This is a genomic window from Trichodesmium erythraeum IMS101, assembly GCF_000014265.1.
GTDB classification, from domain to species: domain Bacteria; phylum Cyanobacteriota; class Cyanobacteriia; order Cyanobacteriales; family Microcoleaceae; genus Trichodesmium; species Trichodesmium erythraeum.
Genome location: NC_008312.1, coordinates 7,573,802 through 7,596,041, shown reverse-complemented (window position 1 = coordinate 7,596,041; position 22,240 = coordinate 7,573,802). Strand labels below are relative to the sequence as shown.

Sequence of the window (22,240 nt, the reverse complement as noted above, 5' to 3'; positions counted from 1 at the left end):
GAAATAATTCCCAAAAACGCTTCCGCAATTTTGTAGGTGGGGTTGAGTTAGCCAAACCCAACATCACGAAAATTATCTAGTCAAATGTTGACAGAGAAATATTCAAACCTCATCAGAAATAATTCCCAAAAACGCTTCCGCAATTTTGTAGGTGGGGTTGAGTTAGCCAAACCCAACATCACGAAAATTATCTAGTCAAATGTTGACAGAGAAATATTCAAACCTCATCAGAAATAATTCCTAAAAACGCTTCCGCAATTTTGTAGGTGGGGTTTAGTTTACCAAACCCAACATCACGAAAATTATCTAGTCAAATGTTGACAGAGAAATATTCAAACCTCATCAGAAATAATTCCCAAAAACGCTTCCGCAATTTTGTAGGTGGGGTTTAGTTTACCAAACCCAACATCACGAAAATTATCTAGTCAAATGTTGACAGAGAAATATTCAAACCTCATCAGAAATAATTCCTAAAAACGCTTCCGCAATTTTGTAGGTGGGGTTGAGTTAGCCAAACCCAACATCACGAAAATTATCTAGTCAAATGTTGACAGAGAAATATTCAAACCTCATCAGAAATAATTCCTAAAAACGCTTCCGCAATTTTGTAGGTGGGGTTGAGTTGACCAAACCCAACATCACTAAAATTATCTAGTCAAATGTTGACAGAGAAATATTCAAACCTCATCAGAAATAATTCCCAAAAACGCTTCCGCAATTTTGTAGGTGGGGTTGAGTTAGCCAAACCCAACATCACGAAAATTATCTAGTCAAATGTTGACAGAGAAATATTCAAACCTCATCAGAAATAATTCCCAAAAACGCTTCCGCAATTTTGTAGGTGGGGTTTAGTTTACCAAACCCAACATCACGAAAATTATCTAGTCAAATGTTGACAGAGAAATATTCAAACCTCATCAGAAATAATTCCCAAAAACGCTTCCGCAATTTTGTAGGTGGGGTTTAGTTGACCAAACCCAACATCACGAAAATTATCTAGTCAAATGTTGACAGAGAAATATTCAAACCTCATCAGAAATAATTCCCAAAAACGCTTCCGCAATTTTGTAGGTGGGGTTTAGTTTACCAAACCCAACATCACGAAAATTATCTAGTCAAATGTTGACAGAGAAATATTCAAACCTCATCAGAAATAATTCCCAAAAACGCTTCCGCAATTTTGTAGGTGGGGTTTAGTTTACCAAACCCAACATCACGAAAATTATCTAGTCAAATGTTGACAGAGAAATATTCAAACCTCATCAGAAATAATTCCCAAAAACGCTTCCGCAATTTTGTAGGTGGGGTTGAGTTAGCCAAACCCAACATCACGAAAATTATCTAGTCAAATGTTGACAGAGAAATATTCAAACCTCATCAGAAATAATTCCCAAAAACGCTTCCGCAATTTTGTAGGTGGGGTTGAGTTAGCCAAACCCAACATCACGAAAATTATCTAGTCAAATGTTGACAGAGAAATATTCAAACCTCATCAGAAATAATTTCCAAAAACGCTTCCGCAATTTTGTAGGTGGGGTTTAGTTTACCAAACCCAACATCACGAAAATTATCTAGTCAAATGTTGACAGAGAAATATTCAAACCTCATCAGAAATAATTCCCAAAAACGCTTCCGCAATTTTGTAGGTGGGGTTGAGTTAGCCAAACCCAACATCACTAAAATTCTCTAGTCACCAAACCCAACATCACTAAAATTCTCTAGTCACCAAACCCAACATCATTAAAACTCTATAGTCAAAAAAAGTCACAAAACCCAACATCACGAAAATTATCTAGTCAAATGTTGATGGAGAAAAATTCAAACCTCGTCAAAAATAACTCCCAAAAATGCTTCCTCAAAAATGACTTCAATATTTTCAGCGCGCGATCGCGACATTTCTCTGGGTAAACTGTACGAATAATTTCTCTGCGATATATTCACGCTAACCCTAAAGCGGCTAATATGCAGCAGGGTTTCTTTTATAATTTCTCGAACTATGGCACTTATGACCGCTTGACTGATGATGGTTTGATCAAGTGGCATCCGGCTTTTTTGTACTTTGGTAATACTTTAGATAAATGTGCTAAGAATTAATGGGGGCTTTACCAAAGGTATAAGTATAGGTATAAACAAAAAAAAGAGGTAATTGATCAGGAAGTAAGTTTTTACCGAAGGTCTTGCAGAAAAAACGTGAAAATAAGCAGTCTCCAGGACAAATGTGGCTTCCCTGGGCTACATGGGAACCTGTGGAGTCTGAGGTAATGGAGGTTACGAGGCAGTTTGTTCTGGCCAAATGTTATGACCCAGAGGCGGCAATGCTGTTTTTTGATGATTTTTTTATGGACTTTTGACATTCGGGGGATGCCTGCCTGTTGGTGCCAGGTATCAAAATGCTGAATTCAAGGAAACTCCTAAAATTGGGTTCGCTAAAGTTATTTGTCTTTACGGCTGAAACGCTTATATGTTAAGCTCTACAAGTCTCTGCGGGAGAGAAGAGAACTCGCGCCTCCTCGCGCCAGTCGACGCCAGTCGCCATACTGCCACGAACGCACAATAATGTAAGGTTCCCCCTAACCAGGTAGCCTAGGTACCCCGACCACCTTAGGAGGTAGGTGCTCCACAAAATGCGTATCTAAGCTAAAAGTTAATTGTAATTCAGACAACCATTTTCTTCCTTGACGCCATCCGACTTTATCCCCAAAGGAACAATATACTTTCTCGTCATACTCTTTCGTACCACCCAAACTCTGGTAAATTTTCTTTTGCACAGAAAAGCCAAACTTACCGTCGCTATATTTTACCCAAAGTTGGTCAATTGTGCGGAGGTCACTACAAGGAAACTTTTCTATATCTTCTACTCTTAGCCAACCTTCCTCCTCTCGCCCTGCAACTTTCAACATACAACAAGCTGTTTCTTCATCTGCTTCTTGCCATTTTCCCTCACTAAGTAATTTTTTTAATTTATCATAGTCATAAATAACATCAGAAATAACAGGAGGCACTTGAGGCCAAATTTTTTCCATAGCTTCTACGGAAATAGCTAACCCCTCCCTTCCATCTTTCTCCATATCTGTAGTGATACCGAACACACGGTCAGCTTTCAAGTCCACAACAGGTGCCCCACTATAACCTTTACGAAGGCGATCGCCCTCATTAATTAACAATTTCCAAGCTGCCACTGTTTGATTATTTTGACGAACAAAACGCTTTTTTCCTAAAGTTCCCTCAACAGTTTCCAGCAAGATTTTTTTCTCCTCACCATAGAGAAAATGACCTGCTATCCAAAACTTGACATTTTCTGACGCGGATAAACTTGTGAGGGAGAAAAGTTCCACCTTCAGGTTTTTCACCCCCAAAACTGCTAAATCAAAATTCTTCACATCTCCTATTGCTAAAACCTCTGTCGGAATATCATTGACTAAAACATTTTCTTTACCGCCTACATCCTCAACAACATGGGCGCAGGTTAGCAAATAAGTATAATTATCCTTTCGATAAAAAGCAAATCCTGTGCCAATAACATCTGCCTTGCGAGAGTTGTCACTAGCACTAGTAATTAAAACAATAGATTTTTCTAAGTTACTCATTCTCAGACTTTTACTACCACTCTTTGATCATTTTGACAGAGAAAACCCTTTTTTCCTAAAGTTCCATCAACAGTTGAAAGCAAGATTTTTTTGCTCCTCACCATAGAGAAAATAACCTGCTGTCGGAAACTTGAGGTTGACTGCTACCGATAAACTTGTGAGGGAGAAAAGTTTTGATATTCAGCTTTTCTAACCCCAAAACTGCTAACCCACCGCCACCCCTTCCCAGGAAGGAAGTAAAAAAAATCTTAAGATCTCCTATTGCAAAAACTGCTACCGCAATATTACTGACTCAAACATTTTCTTTGCTACCGACATCCTCAACAATATGAGCCCAGGTAAGCAAATAAACATAATGATGCTCCCGATAAAATGTAGTTCCAGTTCTAATAACACCTGCCTTGAGAGCATTGGCACTAGCGCTAGTAATTGAAACAATAAATTCTTCTAAGTTACTCATTCTCAGATTTTTTTAGGTTTGAGAACTAACTTAACCTTTAAATTTTTACCAGTCTTGGCTTTCGCAACATCAACATTACCCTCCCCCTCAAAATTAAAACCTACTTCAACTTCAGCGTGTTCTACTTCCATATCTTGATTAATTTCTTGCCAAGCTTCAGCAATAGGGCGGCTAATACTAATTAATATAGGTTTAACCCTAGCAAAAGTAGATTTAACTGCTTTAATTTCATTACTAGAAATAGGCTGGGCTTCATTTTCGGAAACTTCTGCCTCAACCAAAATACCACCTTCTAACTCAATTAATCTCGTGGCCATATGTAATTATTATTGGTAAGTTTAACTGGTATTTATTTTAGGATGTCATATCAAATTATCAAAAACTAACATATAATAATTATTTTCAACTTTGAGTCACCAATAAATGGGTTATCAAAAACTAAAAACTGGTAACTGAAAACTGATAATTGAAAACTGATCAGGTGGTTGTAATGTGATGTAAAAGTCTACAAGTCCCTACCCTGTTGAGTTGCAACATAATTTTTACATAAGGACCAAAACTTTCCCCATTTGATCAATAAATTTATAAATTTGGGTTGTTGTTTTAAGTACATAGTATTATAATATAATAATATAATAGAGTTAATAAATCTTATGTGGGCATTCTGAGACAAAAAATGTACAAGGAAGGAGGTATAACTGTACTCTATTCTTTCGCAAGAAGGAAGCAAGAGGAGGTAGGTGTAATATCGATATCGAAAAAAAACTCAAGAGAGGATGTCAAAAATCTTTAATTTTATTTAACTTGTTATAAAAACAAGACATTGTCTGATATAATATATTTAAAATCAGTGTAGTCAAAAGTAAAGTTTTTGATGTCAGTGGTACTAATATTGACTGGTAAAAAAATGTATTTATTTGAGGACAGCAAGTTTTTCATTTTCATGCTTTTATCAGTTGCTCAAAGGGTTTGGTGACCTTGAAGATGAGCCTCGATGCTTAATTAGATAGTAACCCCGATATTGGTAGTTGTAGAATTTATAGGATTATTCATAATGATAAAAGAACCTAATGACATTTCCTATTCGTGCTATTCATACTGGACTAACTCTTCGTGATGATGGTACTTTTACCTATTCTGGTGAAATTGGAGATAACCCTAATGTTGACCCTGAGAAAGATGTTGATTTATTTAAGTTCGACTTAGGTGTAGGCGATCGCCTCCGGTTACCAAAAACTATTGATTTGTTAGACGAAAACGACAATAATATTGGTGATGCAGAATTAAAAATGTTTGATAACTCGAAGCTCTTGGAGTTATATGATCCTGTTGACCCGAACTATATTATTTACCAAGCTAACCAGGCGGGGACTTTCTATGTTGGTATTAGCGGTGATGGTAACACGAATTATAACTTTGAGCAAGAAGGTAGCGGTAGTCCAGGAACTCCTGGAAAATATGACTTGACTATTGAAACTATTGGTCGTCAGATAGGAGGTGCTAAAGGTAAATTGTACTTTAGCTCAGGCAATACTGAAGATTTATACACTCTCAATAGAAAAACAGGTAATGCTACTCGTCTTTTGACCACTGATCCAAATTTTCAATGGGATGGTTTAGCTCCCAGCGAATCTTCAAATTTCATCTATGGTGGTAATTGGCACTTATCCAAAATCAATGCTGATGGTAGCGTTGCTAATCAAATTAGTGATGACTATCCTTCTAACTATGACGGACTAGCATACGATAGTTCCAAAAATATTCTCTATGGAACAAATGGTAATGATTTCTATAGGATCAACCCCAATACAGGAGAGCCAATTTCTAACCTAAGCTCCCCTTTCAGTTCACTACATGGATTAGCCTTTGGTAACGAAGGAGTATATGGGTTGGGTTCTAATAAAGATTTGATGTTCTACAACCCCAATACTGATGATTGGTCTGTAATTGGAGATACGGGAATCTCCGAATGGAATAATGTAGGATTAGCCTTTGATACAGAGAAAAATGTCTTATATGCTAAACGAGATGGGGATACTTTACTTTACGAGATAGATGTATCAACAGCAGGAGTGACTGTCCTGGGGGATACGGGGATAGAAGATGGTGGGGGTTTAGCATTCATTAATGAAGACTTTTACAAAGAATCCAATGATACTATACAACGAGCGACTCAGACCGGACTGACCAAGAAAAACCACGGTATTTTTAGCTATGTTGGTGAAATCGGCGATAATACTAATATACTGCCACAAAATGATGTAGATTTGTTTGAAATACACCTAGACTTGGGAGAAAGAGTCCGTTTACCAAGGGTAATACAATTAATAGGTGAAGAAGGTGAACCTATTATGAATGCCGAAGTGCAACTGTTTGATGCTACAGGAAATTTACATTCTTTGAACTCATGGCCAGGCTCTCCAGGCTCGCCAGAGTATCACTCTTTTATTGTTACTGAAGAAGATCAAGCAGGTAGTTTCTATGTAGGTATTAGCGGTCCTGGAAACACAAATTACAATCCTAACATAGAAGGCAGTGGTAGTGGTCATGGTTATGATGAAATACGTAGCTATGGCATAACTATTGAAACTATTGGTCGGGAGATGGGAGGTACTGGAACTAGAAAAGCTCAACTGTACTTTAGCTCAGATAATGAAGGTTTCTACACTCTCAATACAACCACAGGTAATGCTACTCCTTTTAGCAATGATAATTATTTGATGGGAAACAGTGGTCTAGCTCCCAGCGACTCTTCAGGTTTCCTCTATGGTAGTAACAATTACGAGTTCTTAAAAATCAATACTAATGGCAGTGTTGCTAATCCATTTTCTAGTTATGGAGGATATGAAGGACTAGCATATGATGACTCCAGAAATATTCTCTATGGAACAAATGGTTATGATTTCTATAGCATTAACCCCAAGACAGGAGAGCCAATTTCTTACCTAGGGTCCCCCGGTTCACTAGATGGATTAGCTTTTGGTAACGAAGGAGTATATGGGTTGGGTTCTAGTGCAGATTTGATGTTCTACAACCCTAAGACTAATTATTGGTCTGTAATTGGATATACGGGAATCTCTGAATGGAATAATGTAGGATTAGCCTTTGATACAGAGCAAAATGTCTTATATGCTAAACGAGATGGTGATACTTTACTTTATGAGATAGATGCTTCAACGGGACAAATTCAGAGTATTGGAGATACAGGAATAGCAGATGGTGGTGGTTTAGCATTAGTTGATCATGTCTCTAAAGGCAAATTGTACTTTAGTTCAGATTATTATGGAGATGGTTTATACACTCTGAATACAACTACAGGTAATGCTACTCCTGTCACCATTAACGGAAATCAAATGTGGATGAGAGGTTTAGCTCCCAGCGAATCTTCAAGCTTCATCTATGGTAGTAATGAGTCCTTATTCAAAATTAATGCTGATGGTAGCGTTGCTAATCAAATTAGTAATAACCCTTTTTATTATAACGGACTAGCATACGATAGCTCCAGAAATATTCTCTATGGAACAGATGGTTATAATTTGCATACCATCAACCCCAATACAGGAGAGCCAATTTCTTACCTAGGCTCCCCCGGTTCACTAGATGGATTAGCTTTTGGTAACGAAGGAGTATATGGGTTGGGTCCTAGTGAAGATTTGATGTTCTACAACCCCAATACTGATGATTGGTCTATAATTGGAAAAACGGGAATCTACCAATGGCAGAATGTAGGATTAGCCTTTGATACAGAGAAAAATGTGTTATATGCTAAACGAGATGGGGATACTTTACTTTACGAGATAGATGTATCAACTGCAGTTGTAACTGTGCTTGGCGATACGGGAATAGAATATGGTGGGGGTTTGGCATTCGTTAATGAAGACTTTTACGAAGAACCTAATGATACTATAGCACGGGCAACTCAGACGGGACTAACCCAGAAAAATCACGGTATTTTCAGCTATTTTGGTGAAATAGGGGATAATACTAACCTACTGCAACCAAATGATGTAGATTTGTTTGAGATACACCTAGACCTGGGAGAAATAGTCCGTTTACCAACGGTGATACAATTAATAGGTGAAGAAGGTGAACCTATTGGGGCAGCAGAAGTGCAACTGTTTGATGCTACAGGAGGTTCATATTCTTTGAACCCATGGCCAGACTCCCCAGATTATCAGTCTTTTATTGTTACTGAAGAATACCAAGCAGGTAGTTTCTATGTAGGTATTAGCGGTCCTGGAAATATAAATTACGATCCTAACATAGAAGGCAGTGGTTATGGTTATGAAGCAGGTAGCTATGGCTTAACTATTGAAACTATTGGTCGGCAGATGGGTCAAATTGAGAGCGAACGCTTGTTTGCTTTTAAGGATGACGGTTCTAATCAAATAGTTGAGTTAAACCCTGAAACAGGAGAAGAAATTAATAATTTCTTAGCCCCCGAAACATTTTCATCAGAAAGTAAAGGTTTAGCTTTTGACGGTAATAGTTTATTCTTTGTTGAGAATAATGGTTACAGTACCAAGCTATGGGAACTAAACCCAGATACAGGAGCAGTAAGGGATAGCGATCCCATTTCTGATTATGGTGTTTTTGAAGGTTTAGCAGTTCTGGAAGGAAAGGTTTATATATTAGACTATGGGGACGGGGATATTCTGGAGTTCGATCCTGTAATAGATGAAGTTACTAGGACGTTAGATATTGATGGAATTAATAACTTCCCCGTATCACTAAGTCGAGGACTAGCAGGAATTACAGGGCCTAATGCCTTACTAGCAATTAATGAATATCCAGAACAACTTTTAGAAATAAATCCGACAACAGGTTTAGTTACCAATTCTTTTTCTATCTCTAACAATAGCAATGGAGTTGCTGTTGTTGATAACGAGATTTATATAGGTAACAACAGCTCAGCTAACATCGATGTATTTGATCGCTTTGGCACACTTTTACGGACAATCAACAATTATCCAATTTCAGCACTTGGAGGTGACGATGTAGTTTCGATTATATTTAAAGAACCAAATGATACTATAACACGAGCGACTCACACTGGACTTACCCTAACTAACCCAGGTACATATACATATTCTGGTAAAATTGGTGACAACACTAATCTCCTGCAACAACATGATGTAGATTTATTTAAGTTTGACTTGGATGCAGGAGAAACAGTTAGTTTATCCTCGAATGTAGAAATATTGGATGATGACGGTAATTTTGTTGGTAATGCTGAAATCAGATTGTTTGATTCTACAGGAAGCCATATATCATTATCTTCTTACCCAGACCCTAACTCTCTTACCTATCAAGCATTAGAAATAGGTACATTCTATCTTGGCATTAGTGGTACTGGTAATACAAATTATGACCCCAATATAGAAGGTAGTGGTTATGGTTCTATAGCAGGCAACTATGACTTAACCATTGAAACTACAGGTTCTCGAATTGGGGATGAACCCAACGACACCTTAGCTGAAGCGACCGATACTGGACTAAGTTTGACTAACCCAGGCATCTACACCTTCAGTGGCCAAGTCGGCGACAATAGCAATATTCTACAAGAGGAAGATGTAGACCTATTTAAGTTCGACCTCGACATCGGCGAAGAAGTCAACTTTAACTTGCCAGAATTGTGGGTTGATAATGAAAACCCCAATGGCCAGGCCACAGTGCGACTGTTTGACTCCACAGGATATGAGATTAGTTGGGACTATTGGGATTATGGACCTGAACCAGGTGGTACTTTCTGGACTCCTGAAGCAGGCACATTCTATTTGGGTATTAGTGGTGATGGCAATAGCTATTACGACCCCAATACCGAAGGTAGTGGTTATGGTTACAATTTTGGTAGTTATGAGCTGACTATTGAAACTATCGGTCGGACTATGGGAAATGAGGAACCCAACGACACCTTAACTGAAGCAACCGACACTGGGCTAAGTTTGACGAACCCAGGCATCTACACCTTCAGCGGCCAAGTCGGCGACAATAGCAATATTCTACAAGAGGAAGATGTAGACCTATTTAAGTTCGACCTCGACATCGGCGAAGAAGTCAACTTTAATTTGCCAGAATTGTGGGTTGATAATGAAAACCCCAATGGCCCGGCCACAGTGCGAGTGTTTGACTCCACAGGATATGAGATTAGTTGGGACTATTGGGATTATGGACCTGAACCAGGTGGTACTTTCCGGACTGCTGAAGCAGGCACATTCTATTTGGGTATTAGTGGTGATGGCAATAGCTATTACGACCCCAATACCGAAGGTAGTGGTTATGGTTACAATTTTGGTAGTTATGAGCTGACTATTGAAACTATCGGTCGGACTATGGGAAATGAGGAACCCAACGATACCTTAACTGAAGCAACCGACACTGGGCTAAGTTTGACTAACCCAGGTATCTACACCTTCAGTGGCCAAGTCGGCGACAATAGCAATATTCTACAAGAGGAAGATGTAGACCTATTTAAGTTCGACCTCGACATCGGAGAAGAAGTCAACTTTAACTTGCCAGAATTGTGGGTTGATAATGAAAACCCCAATGGCCCGGCCACAGTGCGACTGTTTGACTCCACAGGATATGAGATTAGTTGGGACTATTGGGATTATGGACCTGAACCAGGTGGTACTTTCTGGACTCCGGAAGCAGGCACATTCTATTTGGGTATTAGTGGTGATGGCAATAGCTATTACGACCCCAATACGGAAGGTAGCGGTTCTGGTTCCAACTTTGGTAGTTATGAGCTGACTATTGAAACTATTGATAGGACTATGGGAGATGGGGAACCCAACGATACCTTAACTGAAGCAACCGACACTGGGCTAAGTTTGACTAACCCAGGTATCTACACCTTCAGTGGCCAAGTCGGCGACAATAGCAATATTCTACAAGAGGAAGATGTAGACCTATTTAAGTTCGACCTCGACATCGGCGAAGAAGTCAACTTTAACTTGCCAGAATTGTTAGATGAAAATAACTCCCCCATTGGCCAGGCCACAGTGCGACTGTTTGACTCCACAGGTATAGAGATTGATTGGGACTATGGAACTGAAGCAGGTACAGGTACTTTCTTGACTCCGGAAGCAGGGACATTCTATTTGGGTATTAGTGGTGATGGCAATATCTCTTACGACCCCAATACCGAAGGTAGCGGTTCTGGTTCCAATTTTGGTAGTTATGAGCTGACTATTGAAACTATTGATAAGACTATGGGAGATGGGGAACCCAACGATACCTTAACTGAAGCAACCGACACTGGGCTAAGTTTGACTAACCCAGGCATCTACACCTTCAGTGGCCAAGTCGGCGACAATAGCAATATTCTACAAGAGGAAGATGTAGACCTATTTAAGTTCGACCTCGACATCGGCGAAGAAGTCAACTTTAACTTGCCAGAATTGTTAGATGAAAATAACTCCCCCATTGGCCAGGCCACAGTGCGACTGTTTGACTCCACAGGTATAGAGATTGATTGGGACTATGGAACTGAAGCAGGTACAGGTACTTTCTTGACTCCGGAACCAGGGACATTCTATTTGGGTATTAGTGGTGATGGCAATATCTCTTACGACCCCAATACCGAAGGTAGCGGTTCTGGTTCCAACTTTGGTAGTTATGAGCTGACTATTGAAACTATTGATAGGACTATGGGAGATGGGGAACCCAACGATACCTTAACTGAAGCAACCGACACTGGGCTAAGTTTGACTAACCCAGGCATCTACACCTTCAGCGGCCAAGTCGGCGACAATAGCAATATTCTACAAGAGGAAGATGTAGACCTATTTAAGTTCGACCTCTACATTGGGGAAAAAGTTAACTTTAACTTGCCAGAATTGTTCGATGAAAAGAACATGCCCATGGGTATGGCGACAGCGCGAGTGTTTGACTCTACAGGAAATGAGATTCCTAGGAACCCAGGAAGCGAGCCTGGTCAAGGTACTTTCTCTGCTCCGGAAACCGGCACGTTCTATTTGGGTATTAGTGGTGAGATGAATAGCTCTTACGACCCCAATACGGAAGGTAGCGGTTATGGTTCCGGCTTTGGTAGTTATGACTTGACTATTGAAACCATGGGTCGGACTATGGGAAATGAAGAAGCCAACGACATCTTAACGGATGCCACCGACACCGGACTAAATTTGACCAACCCAGGCATCTACAACTTCAGCGGCGAAGTCGGCGACAATAGCAATATTCTACAAGAGGAAGATGTAGACCTATTTAAGTTCGACCTCTACATTGGGGAAAAAGTTAACTTTAACTTGCCAGAATTGTTCGATGAAAAGAACATGCCCATGGGTATGGCGACAGTGCGAGTGTTTGACTCTACAGGAAATGAGATTCCTACGAACCCAGGAAGCGAGCCTGGTCAAGGTACTTTCTCTGCTCCGGAAACCGGCACGTTCTATTTGGGTATTAGTGGTGATGGCAATAGCTCTTACGACCCCAATACCGAAGGTAGCGGTTCTGGTTTGGGATTTGGTAGTTATGACTTGACTATTGAAACCATGGGTCGGACTATGGGAAATGAGGAAGCCAACGACATCTTAACGGATGCCACCGACACCGGACTAAATTTGACCAACCCAGGCATCTACAACTTTAGTGGCGAAGTCGGCGACAATACCAATATCCTACAAGAGGAAGATGTAGACCTATTTAAGTTCGACCTCTACATTGGGGAAAAAGTTAACTTTAACTTGCCAGAATTGTTCGATGAAAAGAACATGCCCATGGGTATGGCGACAGTGCGAGTGTTTGACTCTACAGGAAATGAGATTCCTAGGAACCCAGGAAGCGAGCCTGGTCAAGGTACTTTCTCTGCTCCGGAAACCGGCACGTTCTATTTGGGTATTAGTGGTGAGATGAATAGCTCTTACGACCCCAATACGGAAGGTAGCGGTTCTGGTTCCGGCTTTGGTAGTTATGAGCTGACTATTGAAACCACCATAACTACTTCAACTCCTGGGGTCACTATTACCGAAACTGATGGCAGTACTGATGTAACTGAAGGTGGTACCACAGATACTTATCAGATAGTTCTTGAAACTGAGCCTACTTCAGATGTAACCATTGATTTTACCACAGATGCAGAGGTCAAAAAAATCAACTCTATAACCTTTACAGATGCCAACTGGGATACTCCTCAAACCATTACTGTTGAAGCAGAAAAAGACAGAGAGAATGAAAGTTATCACACCAGTATAATTAGTCATAACGTTAGCAATAGCGATGGAGACTACAATGGTATCAGTATAAGTGATGTCACTGTAAATATCACGGAAAACAAAGCTCCCGTGCAGTTTGATTTCAATGCTGATGGAGTGGCAGACATTCTCTGGCGCACTGAAAATGGAGCTAACAAGATTTGGTTGATGAAAAATGATGGCACACGGGATAGTATAGTTAACCCTGGAGGTTTCCATTCAAATTGGGATGTCGCTGGAGTCGCAGATTTCAATACTGATGGAGTGGCAGACATTCTCTGGCGTACTGAAAATGGAGCTAACAAGATTTGGTTGATGAAAAATGATGGCACACGGGATAGTATAGTTAACCCTGGAGGTTTCCATTCAGATTGGGATGTCGCTGGAGTCGCAGATTTCAATACTGATGGAGTGGCAGACATTCTCTGGCGTCATGAAAATGTAGCTAACAAGATTTGGTTGATGAAAAATGATGGCACACGGGATAGTATAGTTAACCCTGGAGGTTTCCATTCAGATTGGGATGTCGCTGGAGTCGCAGATTTCAATACTGATGGAGTGGCAGACATTCTCTGGCGTACTGAAAATGGAGCTAACAAGATTTGGTTGATGAAAAATGATGGCACACGGGATAGTATAGTTAACTCTGGAGGTTTCCATTCAAATTGGGATGTCGCTGGAGTCGCAGATTTCAATACTGATGGAGTGGCAGACATTCTCTGGCGTACTGAAAATGGAGCTAACAAGATTTGGTTGATGAAAAATGATGGCACACGGGATAGTATAGTTAACCCTGGAGGTTTCCATTCAGATTGGGATGTCGCTGGAGTCGCAGATTTCAATACTGATGGAGTGGCAGACATTCTCTGGCGTACTGAAAATGTAGCTAACAAGATTTGGTTGATGAAAGATGATGGCACACGTGATACTATAGTTAACCCCGGAGGTTTCCATTCAAATTGGGATGTGGTAGGAATGTAATTTCCATTAAATAAATTACAGAATAATAGAGTTGTTTGGTGTCAGAAAATTTAAGATCATGAAAACTTTATATAGTAAATATAGTAAGGTTTTCATGATTTTAATCCTTAAAAGCACTATAAACATAAACGAATAATGGTGTTAGCTATTTTTTGGGCTTAATTTCCAACAACTCTATTATAGAAAGTTATCAAGGATCAAATTGGATAGAAGGGAAATATAAATTCAGTGCTGAACCTCATCCTACTGCTAGCTTAGTATTAGCAGACAGACGAAAAGAAGAGTCGTCCTCAGCAGATTTTGATTTTGATCTTATGACAATTCCCAGAGAATATCCCTATCAAGCCTTAAAAGTTTGCCCCCCAAATTCAGAAAATCTACTTTTAAGCCTTTGGGTAGTTTATATTCCAGTAGATAAAAAACAAAAAATTAACCATAGCTTTTAAATGTTGATAACTCATAAACCTAAAATTCCCGAATTAATTAATTAATTAATTTTTTCTCGCCATTAAAGCATTATTTTACTCAGGTTATTTTTACTGAAGATAAATTAGACGTGGAAACTGAATAAAAAGCTTGTGATATTCAGGGAGAAGATAGAAATCAAGAAGTATTTTCTTTGATACTTGATGTGCGAGAATTATTGTACAAAAAAAGAGTTTCTCTTTTTCCTAAAATTAAGTACATAGCTATATAGCAATTAGGAATGATGTACCGAAAATTTTGGTTTAAAGCCTCGCCCATAAGCGGACGACTTTTTAGTTGATTTTTTTCAATATAATATGTTGTTATTATCTTATTATATTGTCAAGTAAGTAACTTCTTGGGCATTCACTCCTTAAAAAAACGGAGGATTCGACAAATGTACGACTACTGGTGCCAGTCGCGGGATCCTGTAAAATGCAAACCCACACCGGAGCTACAGCTCGATCAGGCCGGGAAAGATGTCAAGAGATATTTCACAAGAACAAAGCTGAGGCAGAAGCAACCTATCTAGTATTTGCCTTCTACAGATAGGATATTATTTACGAGTTGGCGTAAGCCCTGAACAATTAAGTAAATTTAGCTAAAACCAGCCCTCAAAAAATCAATGTAAAATACTGATTCAGATTTAATCTTTTATAAATTTAGAAGAGCCTGGCGGACATATATCAAAAGATTCAAAATCCTCAGGTGCTGTTAATGAAGGTTTGTCAGTTTCACAAATCATTAATGTAGTAGTATTGTCATCAACATAAACTATACCGGAATAACTTTTTAATTGTTTATTTTTAGCAGTAGCAGTGGAAATAACATAATCACCATCATCTACTTTGCTAATATCGTATGAGTAATTTTCAGTTTCTGAATTGAACTCTAGTCCTAGAGCAGAAATGTTGTCTGAAAACTCTGCCTTTTTTGTATAATAAGCTTGTTGACCTCTATTCATTGAAGCAATATATTCTTTCGCCTCATTCTGTTTAGCTTTATTTGCTTGATTTAAAAAGGACGGTAAAACGATAGCGCTAACTATCCCCAAAAGCACCAACCCTATAAAAAACCTCATACAACTAGCAGAAAAAGCAGGAAAAGTGGGAGCCTATTTTGATGGTCGCCTCTGATAAACTATAGTACCTGCTATCATGTCATGGAGAGCTTGCTTTTTCTTTGTAAATTCTGCAATGATACAACCTATCATCATTGTGGCAAAAAGCGACTTGGCAAAATGTCTATAAGCTGACCTACAAAAAGTTAGGCGCTTACCCCTCTTATAGGTAACAACTAATCTTACTGCTATTTTCCCTAGAGTTCTTTGTTTACCAGAACTTTCCATGATTGCATGGTAAAGCCAACTGAAAATCCAGCAGAGACACTAACCTAAGATACGCCCACCCTCATCTGTTCCACCTGCTGCATGAAACACTGGAAATACAACAAATTGACATATAATAATAGATATTTGAATGTAAAATTATTGTATCTATGAAGAATACTGCAACTCTATTCTACAAACCACCATATTATGTTGTTTGCATTTTACCTCTTAAGTAAGTTTTTAAAATCAGCTCTTTTATGATAACAATTTTGAAACACAAAACCAATCTTAAGGAACAATAGCCTTTAAATTTATAGCTTTGCTTAAATTTTTTAAAACTATAGTAAAATTAAAAGCCATAACTCAAAAATCAGAAGTTATAACTCAGAAATTCTACCAATTTCCTTAGGTATGGCTACACATCATACTCAATAATGAAATCATATAATCTTATTAATATTAAATAATGTAGCCTAAATTGATGAAATTGGTATGATAGAAGATTATAAGTATCTACTGATAACTAATAACCGATAACTGAAGTTACCCAATAGCATCCTTCAGAGCATTCTGAGTCATAGCAGCAATAGCCTGATCACTCGCCTTCGGTAAATGATAATACTTACCCCCCGACTGCTTCGCCAACTCCTTCGCAAACCCAGTAGAAACAAACTTATTCTCCGTATCTATCATCAACAACTGAATTCCCAAACCCCGAATTTTACCAGCAATTTCCAATAACTCCTCCTTAATATTCGGCTTTTCAGCATCCAACATCGGTTCACCCAAAGAACGCGCCAACGGAATATTCCCCCGCCCATCAGTAATAGCCACAATAACCACCTGCCCCACATCACCAGACTGCTTGGCATTCACACCCACTCTCACCGCCTGAGTCAAACCATGTGCCAAAGGCGAACCCCCACCACAAGGCATTTTTTCCAAACGTCTTCGGGCAGAAGTGATCGAGCGAGTCGGCGGTAACAAAACCTCCGCCTGTTCCCCCCGAAACGGAATTAACGAAACCTGATCACGACTCTGATACGCCTCCGTCAACAACTGCATCACCGCACCCTTTGCCGACTGCATTCTATTCAACGCCATCGAACCCGAAGCATCAACCACAAAAACCACCAAAGCACCCGCCTTTCTTGCCAACCGTTTTGCCCGCATATCACCCTGCTCCACAATAACCCTGCGGTTTGGTTGACGTTCCCTTCTAGACTTTTGATAAGGAGCAGCCGCCCGTAAAGTTGCATCCACAGCAATACGTCGCACCTTACCTTTAGGCAACATTGGTTTCACATAACGCCCCCGATCTTCAGAAAAAATTATACTCCTACTACCCGACTTACCCTGACGGTTTGCCATTTGAGCAAAATACAAAACACTATCATCCAATACCACTCCCTCAGGATCAAACAAAAACTCTTCCGGAATACTTGCCTCTTCTTCCTCTGGAGGTTCAGGTTTTTCCTCATCTTCCTGTTCATCTTGTTCCTGTTCGGACTGGTCTTCTGGAGGAGGAGGCGGTGGCGGTGGTGGTTGTTGTTCTTCTTCCGGCGGAGTTGGCACTATTGTTGCTCGTGGCACAATAACTAACTCCACTGCTCGGCGTAAGTCATCAGCATTAACAGTTGTTCGTCCGTCCAACGCCGCCGATGCCTTAGCAACTCGCACAGCAAAAAGTTCTGCCCGATGTCCTTGTACTCCTCCTCGAACTGCTTCTTCTACTAAATAGAGTATTTGTTCATGGGTGATCACTACCTCTTTTACCCATTCCCTTGCTAACAGAATTTGAGTTTTGAGATTATCTATATCTTCCGTGTATCGTTCCAGAAAAGCTTGGGGAGAATTAGCATAATCTAAAGCTTGTCCTACTGCTTCCACTCGTTGGTCTAAACCTAAGACCATATCTGCTGAGAGAGCGATCGCTATTCTATCAAGCAAATGTTCTCTTAAAGGTCCTTCTTCTGGATTATAAGTAGCAATAAATAGAGGTTGACAGGGATGTTGAAAACTAATACCTTCTCGCTCTATTTGATTTTTGCCTTCTGTTAAAACCGTCAGTAATAAATTAGCAATATTATCATCAAGGAGATTAATTTCATCTACATATAATACCCCTCGGTGAGCAGCAGCTAATAACCCTGGTTGAAATACAGTTTCCCCCTGTTTGACTGATTTTTCCACATCCACTGAACCCAATAACCTGTCTTCTGTCACTCCCAGAGGAATTTGAATAAAAGGTGCAGGTATAACTTCTGTAGATATTTCTTCTCCTGTAGCGTTGGGACTCTCTTGTAAAACTTGCTCATCCCATTCTTCAGGATAGTTGGGATTACAATTACTAATAGAACCTTTGACAATTTCAATAGGAGGCAAAAGGGAATGTATAGCTCTGGCCATTACAGATTTCGCTGTACCTCGACGACCAGCAATGGCCACTCCTCCCAATCCTGGATCTACCGCAGCTAATAATAAGGCCAGTTTTATTGCTTCTTGTCCAACTACGGCAGCTAGGGGAAAGTTGATGATAGTGGAAGGGTTAACAACAGGCATAGTTTCAATAACTTGATTTTTGCTTTTCAGGATATCAATTAATGGAACATATTTTTCAAGTCCTGGTTAGCGATCGCTCCTGTCTATTGTTAAATACTTTTTGCTATATCCATTCTGTATAGGCCATGGTAAAAGATTTTTTTTCACATCATCGTCTATCCCCAAAAACCTAAAATTCTCGTCCCTTTCAGTAAAATCAACTCATAAGTAGCCAGACACAATTAAATTTCACTCTTTTCTCAGGCACTATAACTTGTATAATCTAGCAGTATTAAGGGTTTTAACTCTTAAGGTTTCCCAGACAACTTTTTGGATATAAAAAAAAATTCAGGGTTAGGGACAAAATCAATAGGTTATTAAGAAAAAGAACACAGTACTCCCAAAAGCTTAACTCTATTCCTTTTACAGTTCCAGGACACAGTAGCAATTTTGAGCCATGATCAACCCATATTCAAGCAATATACATTAACGGGATAATTTATTTGGCCCTTACCCTCGAAAAAATGTCATTAGGATATCTGGGTTAACTAACCCTAATTATTATTGTTATCTACTTCTAGAAATCTGATAGTGAAATATTTTTATTACTAATTTAACGATTAGATAATTTCTTTTTATTCAGCAAAAATCCCAAACTTACTAAACCTAAGCCAATGACAACTCCTGGTTCAGGAACACTAGACACTGGTTCATTTTTCTGATAACTCACCAGGCCTTCACCTTCACTATTGAAGTAACCAGCGCTCAAATCATTGTAAACAAACTCATCCAGTTCCAAGTCCCAATACAATCTACTACTAGGACGATAATCCCAATCTAATCCCTGAAACACTCCATTTTCAAATAAAACACCATCTGCGTCATTTTGAAAATCTAATGCTTCTACTCCATAGGTTTCATTTAACCAATTGAACTCAAAATCTAAGACTTCTTTAACTACCTGATTACTGTCAATTTGAGTTTCTTGACCCAGAGAATCAAAAGTAAAATAGCCTGACCCAATAGTGCCACTTTGTGGCCCATCATCAATTTCTACTGAAAAGTCATACCTGGTCATTGATACTGCTTCAGCTGGCATACTCATAGTTAAGGGACTTAAGCTGAGAATTACTCCGCTACTAGCAAAAACTAGTTTTTGATAAATATTTTTCATTGTTTTACCTATTATAGTTCTAAGTATTTATACCATTATAACATCTTTGGTATTGGTCAAGGTTAAAATCCCTTTAAATACTAAATTCTCTATTTTTCTTTAATTAAAAGCTACATATTAATTAGATTAAAGCATTTAATTTATAGCTTATAAGCTATAAATTAAATGGATATTGACTAAATATAATTTTTAATTATTAGTAACATTAAATATTTAAATATAAAAATAGGGGGTCTAACCCTTCAGGGGTGTTACACTACGTTTAGTAGATGCACCCTGATAGTTATCGTCTCTCAACTGAAATTTGTTGAGGGACTTTTTTTTTTGCTAAGATATAATTTTTGATTATTAGTAACATTAAATATTTAAATATAAAAATAGGGGGTCTAACCCTTCAGGGGTGTTACACTACGTTTAGTAGATGCACCCTGATAGTTATCGTCTCTTAACTGAAATTTGTTGAGGGACTTTTTTTTGATCTATTTTGAATTTAGTTTAGTTAAACTAATACTTTTTTGGATTTAAAATATATTTTTTTATATTGAGTCGATGGGTTTTACCCATCATAGGTTTTGTACTATAATTTTTTATAGATGCACCCTGAATAGTTATTTGTCCCTCAGTCAACTCTGGCCTAGGGACTTTTATTTTGCTAGGGGCTATAGCTCTATATAAAGGCCAGTCCAAAGTTAAAAGTAATACCAATTCAATGATGCTGTTGTTCCTCAAGAATTCAGTTATTAACTAAAAAGCTAAAGTTAAGTAATCTTTTTAAGGTATAGGAAAAAAGCAAAAATATATTGTGCCTAATTTGTCTATTTCATGAGGAAATTGGATACAAAGTCGTTACTTATCTGACTGGGGTAGGTTTTTGGGAATATATACAATATGTATAGGTACAGATTTCTGCTTTGAAATGTAAATATCCGTAATATCTATCTACAGTTTTTTCTCTCTAGTCCAGAATATAGTCAAAAACCTTCAATTATGGCCACAACTAGAAAGTCAAAAACTTACCCAACTGATCAACTTCCTATCCTCAATAATGTTTTGAGAAAATCGATAAAAAAAAGCCGGCCTCTGCTAGAAAAGCAGAAAACGGCTTGGAGAGACTTATAACTAATGTATGGAGCATATGGGAGTCGAACCCATGTCCAAAATGGCTATTCACCCTTCACTCATTCACAGGTTTAGCCCTTCTTAACCCTCAGAGCTGGGACTATCCATTATCCCGGATAGTGGGATGCTCTGGTTAAATCTTAACTAGCAGGTAACCAGAGAAAAATTGCTAGAGCATCCGTTGGGGTTAAGTCTGCAATTATTAACGGAGTCAAACCACAGACGCTCGAACCTATAAGAGGTGTTTTTGCAATTAAGCTAGAGCAGCTACTTGCTTACGAGCAAAAGGTACAATGTTGTTTGCACTTATTATTTTTTGAGTCCAGGATTTTCGAGAGAAGACTCACTCTCGGCCTGCATCACAAAGCAGATTTCACCACCCTGTCGAAACCGTTAATGCCCCGCATGGTTGCTTATTGATACTATGATACACAATTATTTTAACTTTGACAAGTGGAGCATTTAATCTATTCAAAGCTTGCACCTTGAATTTTTATAGGAGCAGCCGCTCCCCAGTAACGGGTGTTGTCGGCATTGTAATGCTGCTTGAAAACAAGACCCTTATAGTTAATAGTTTGGAGGATATTGTCTACTTCTTCTCTGTACTTTAACAACACCGATGTCCATTTTCTTTATGTCCCTTAACTTACAACCAGCCATATCTTTTGATGGCTTTTAGTTTTTCCTGGGGCGGGAATGTTCTCTTGTTAAACAAGTCACTAACTCTACAAGTTCTTCTTTAGTTTTTAGCTGTTCTCAAGTAATTGAGGAAATTTTCAAGGAGATATATAACTAGATACAAGTAATTTTAAAAAGGTGAGTTTTTTTGGTTTTTAGTTAATATTGTTCTCAAGAATAATTATAAGTAGCTTTGGTATTACTATCAAAGCCACCCCTTCCTAATTCTTATTCTCAAGTATATTTGCCTCTTTGTAGGTTTCGTAATATTTTCATTTTTCTGATTCTAGTTAAAAATTCAGTTGGTATAGCTAAAGTGAGAAGTTAAGTCTGCCCCTAACCTCCAAGGTGGGAAGTATGTACGGATAAACATCCATTTACCCGTACATTATTGCTGTTGCTAGCTGTTACTATATTTAATGAAGAGCAAAAATATCTACTCTAGTCTAGTAATACTGAGTGCTATATTCAGGAGTATACTTAAGATTTTAGTTCTTCAGTATTTACCCTTTGCCATCTTTTCATGTCGGCGATAGCCGAAGTGCGTTGACGCAGCATTCCCAAAGAAAGCTTTGCGCCAGCAAAAACAACCCTACCCTTCCCAGCTTTGGATTTAATATTCCTTTGACAAACAGTTTCTTAAAGGGAGAAAAAAGAAAATTCCGTATTTTAATATCTCCTATTTATACC

Annotated in this window: 12 protein-coding genes and 1 other RNA gene; 4 read left to right on the top strand and 9 right to left on the bottom strand. The window is 38.7% G+C overall.

Annotated elements, in window-relative coordinates:
• Window positions 1-1,818: 1,818 nt before the first annotated feature.
• Window positions 1,819-1,941 carry a hypothetical protein gene (locus TERY_RS37975; protein WP_370496251.1) on the bottom strand — a complete coding sequence of 41 codons (123 nt, stop codon included), beginning with the start codon at window positions 1,939-1,941 and terminating at the stop codon, window positions 1,819-1,821.
• A gap of 21 nt (window positions 1,942-1,962) precedes the next feature.
• Between TERY_RS37975 and TERY_RS37970 the strand changes: the two genes are divergently transcribed.
• Both TERY_RS37970 and TERY_RS37965 read left to right on the top strand, forming a co-directional pair.
• The gene (locus tag TERY_RS37970; RefSeq protein ID WP_011614182.1) at window positions 1,963-2,094 is read left to right on the top strand and encodes a hypothetical protein; all 132 of its coding nucleotides are present in this window, start codon (window positions 1,963-1,965) and stop codon (window positions 2,092-2,094) included.
• 83 nt (window positions 2,095-2,177) lie between these two features.
• Entirely contained in the window at window positions 2,178-2,351 is a 174-nt protein-coding gene (locus TERY_RS37965) for a hypothetical protein (RefSeq protein ID WP_370496248.1), read from the top strand.
• Between the two features lie 219 nt (window positions 2,352-2,570).
• Here TERY_RS37965 and TERY_RS26625 read toward each other — a convergent pair whose 3' ends face one another.
• The 3 genes from TERY_RS26625 to TERY_RS23975 all read right to left on the bottom strand — a co-directional run bounded on the left by TERY_RS26625 (window position 2,571) and on the right by TERY_RS23975 (window position 4,364).
• Window positions 2,571-3,587 (bottom strand): GUN4 domain-containing protein, encoded by a 1,017-nt coding sequence (locus TERY_RS26625; RefSeq protein WP_011614181.1) that lies wholly within the window; start codon window positions 3,585-3,587, stop codon window positions 2,571-2,573.
• Between the two features lie 292 nt (window positions 3,588-3,879).
• Entirely contained in the window at window positions 3,880-4,047 is a 168-nt protein-coding gene (locus tag TERY_RS34160) for a hypothetical protein (RefSeq protein ID WP_155994614.1), read from the bottom strand.
• Between the two features lie 2 nt (window positions 4,048-4,049).
• Complete coding sequence (locus TERY_RS23975) at window positions 4,050-4,364, bottom strand: CU044_2847 family protein (RefSeq protein WP_011614180.1); 315 nt, start codon at window positions 4,362-4,364, stop codon at window positions 4,050-4,052.
• Window positions 4,365-5,117: 753 nt separating this feature from the next.
• On the opposite strand from TERY_RS23975, the gene TERY_RS23970 reads away from it, so the two are divergent.
• Complete coding sequence (locus tag TERY_RS23970) at window positions 5,118-14,243, top strand: FG-GAP-like repeat-containing protein (protein WP_011614179.1); 9,126 nt, start codon at window positions 5,118-5,120, stop codon at window positions 14,241-14,243.
• Window positions 14,244-14,395: 152 nt separating this feature from the next.
• Entirely contained in the window at window positions 14,396-14,689 is a 294-nt protein-coding gene (locus TERY_RS26070; RefSeq protein ID WP_011614178.1) for a hypothetical protein, read from the top strand.
• A gap of 665 nt (window positions 14,690-15,354) precedes the next feature.
• Here the strand turns inward: TERY_RS26070 and TERY_RS23960 are convergent.
• The 5 genes from TERY_RS23960 to ssrA all read right to left on the bottom strand — a co-directional run bounded on the left by TERY_RS23960 (window position 15,355) and on the right by ssrA (window position 21,275).
• Window positions 15,355-15,789, bottom strand: a complete 435-nt coding sequence (locus tag TERY_RS23960; protein WP_011614177.1) for a type IV pilin-like G/H family protein — start codon at window positions 15,787-15,789, stop codon at window positions 15,355-15,357.
• A 33-nt stretch (window positions 15,790-15,822) separates the two neighbouring features.
• Window positions 15,823-16,083 carry an RDD family protein gene (locus TERY_RS23955; protein WP_370497341.1) on the bottom strand — a complete coding sequence of 87 codons (261 nt, stop codon included), beginning with the start codon at window positions 16,081-16,083 and terminating at the stop codon, window positions 15,823-15,825.
• A 498-nt stretch (window positions 16,084-16,581) separates the two neighbouring features.
• Window positions 16,582-18,600, bottom strand: coding sequence for a magnesium chelatase ATPase subunit D (bchD, locus tag TERY_RS23950; protein WP_011614175.1), 2,019 nt, complete (start codon window positions 18,598-18,600; stop codon window positions 16,582-16,584).
• 592 nt (window positions 18,601-19,192) lie between these two features.
• Window positions 19,193-19,753, bottom strand: a complete 561-nt coding sequence (locus TERY_RS23945; protein ID WP_011614174.1) for a PEP-CTERM sorting domain-containing protein — start codon at window positions 19,751-19,753, stop codon at window positions 19,193-19,195.
• Between the two features lie 1,124 nt (window positions 19,754-20,877).
• Window positions 20,878-21,275: a transfer-messenger RNA gene (ssrA, locus tag TERY_RS26620) on the bottom strand.
• Window positions 21,276-22,240: the final 965 nt, after the last annotated feature.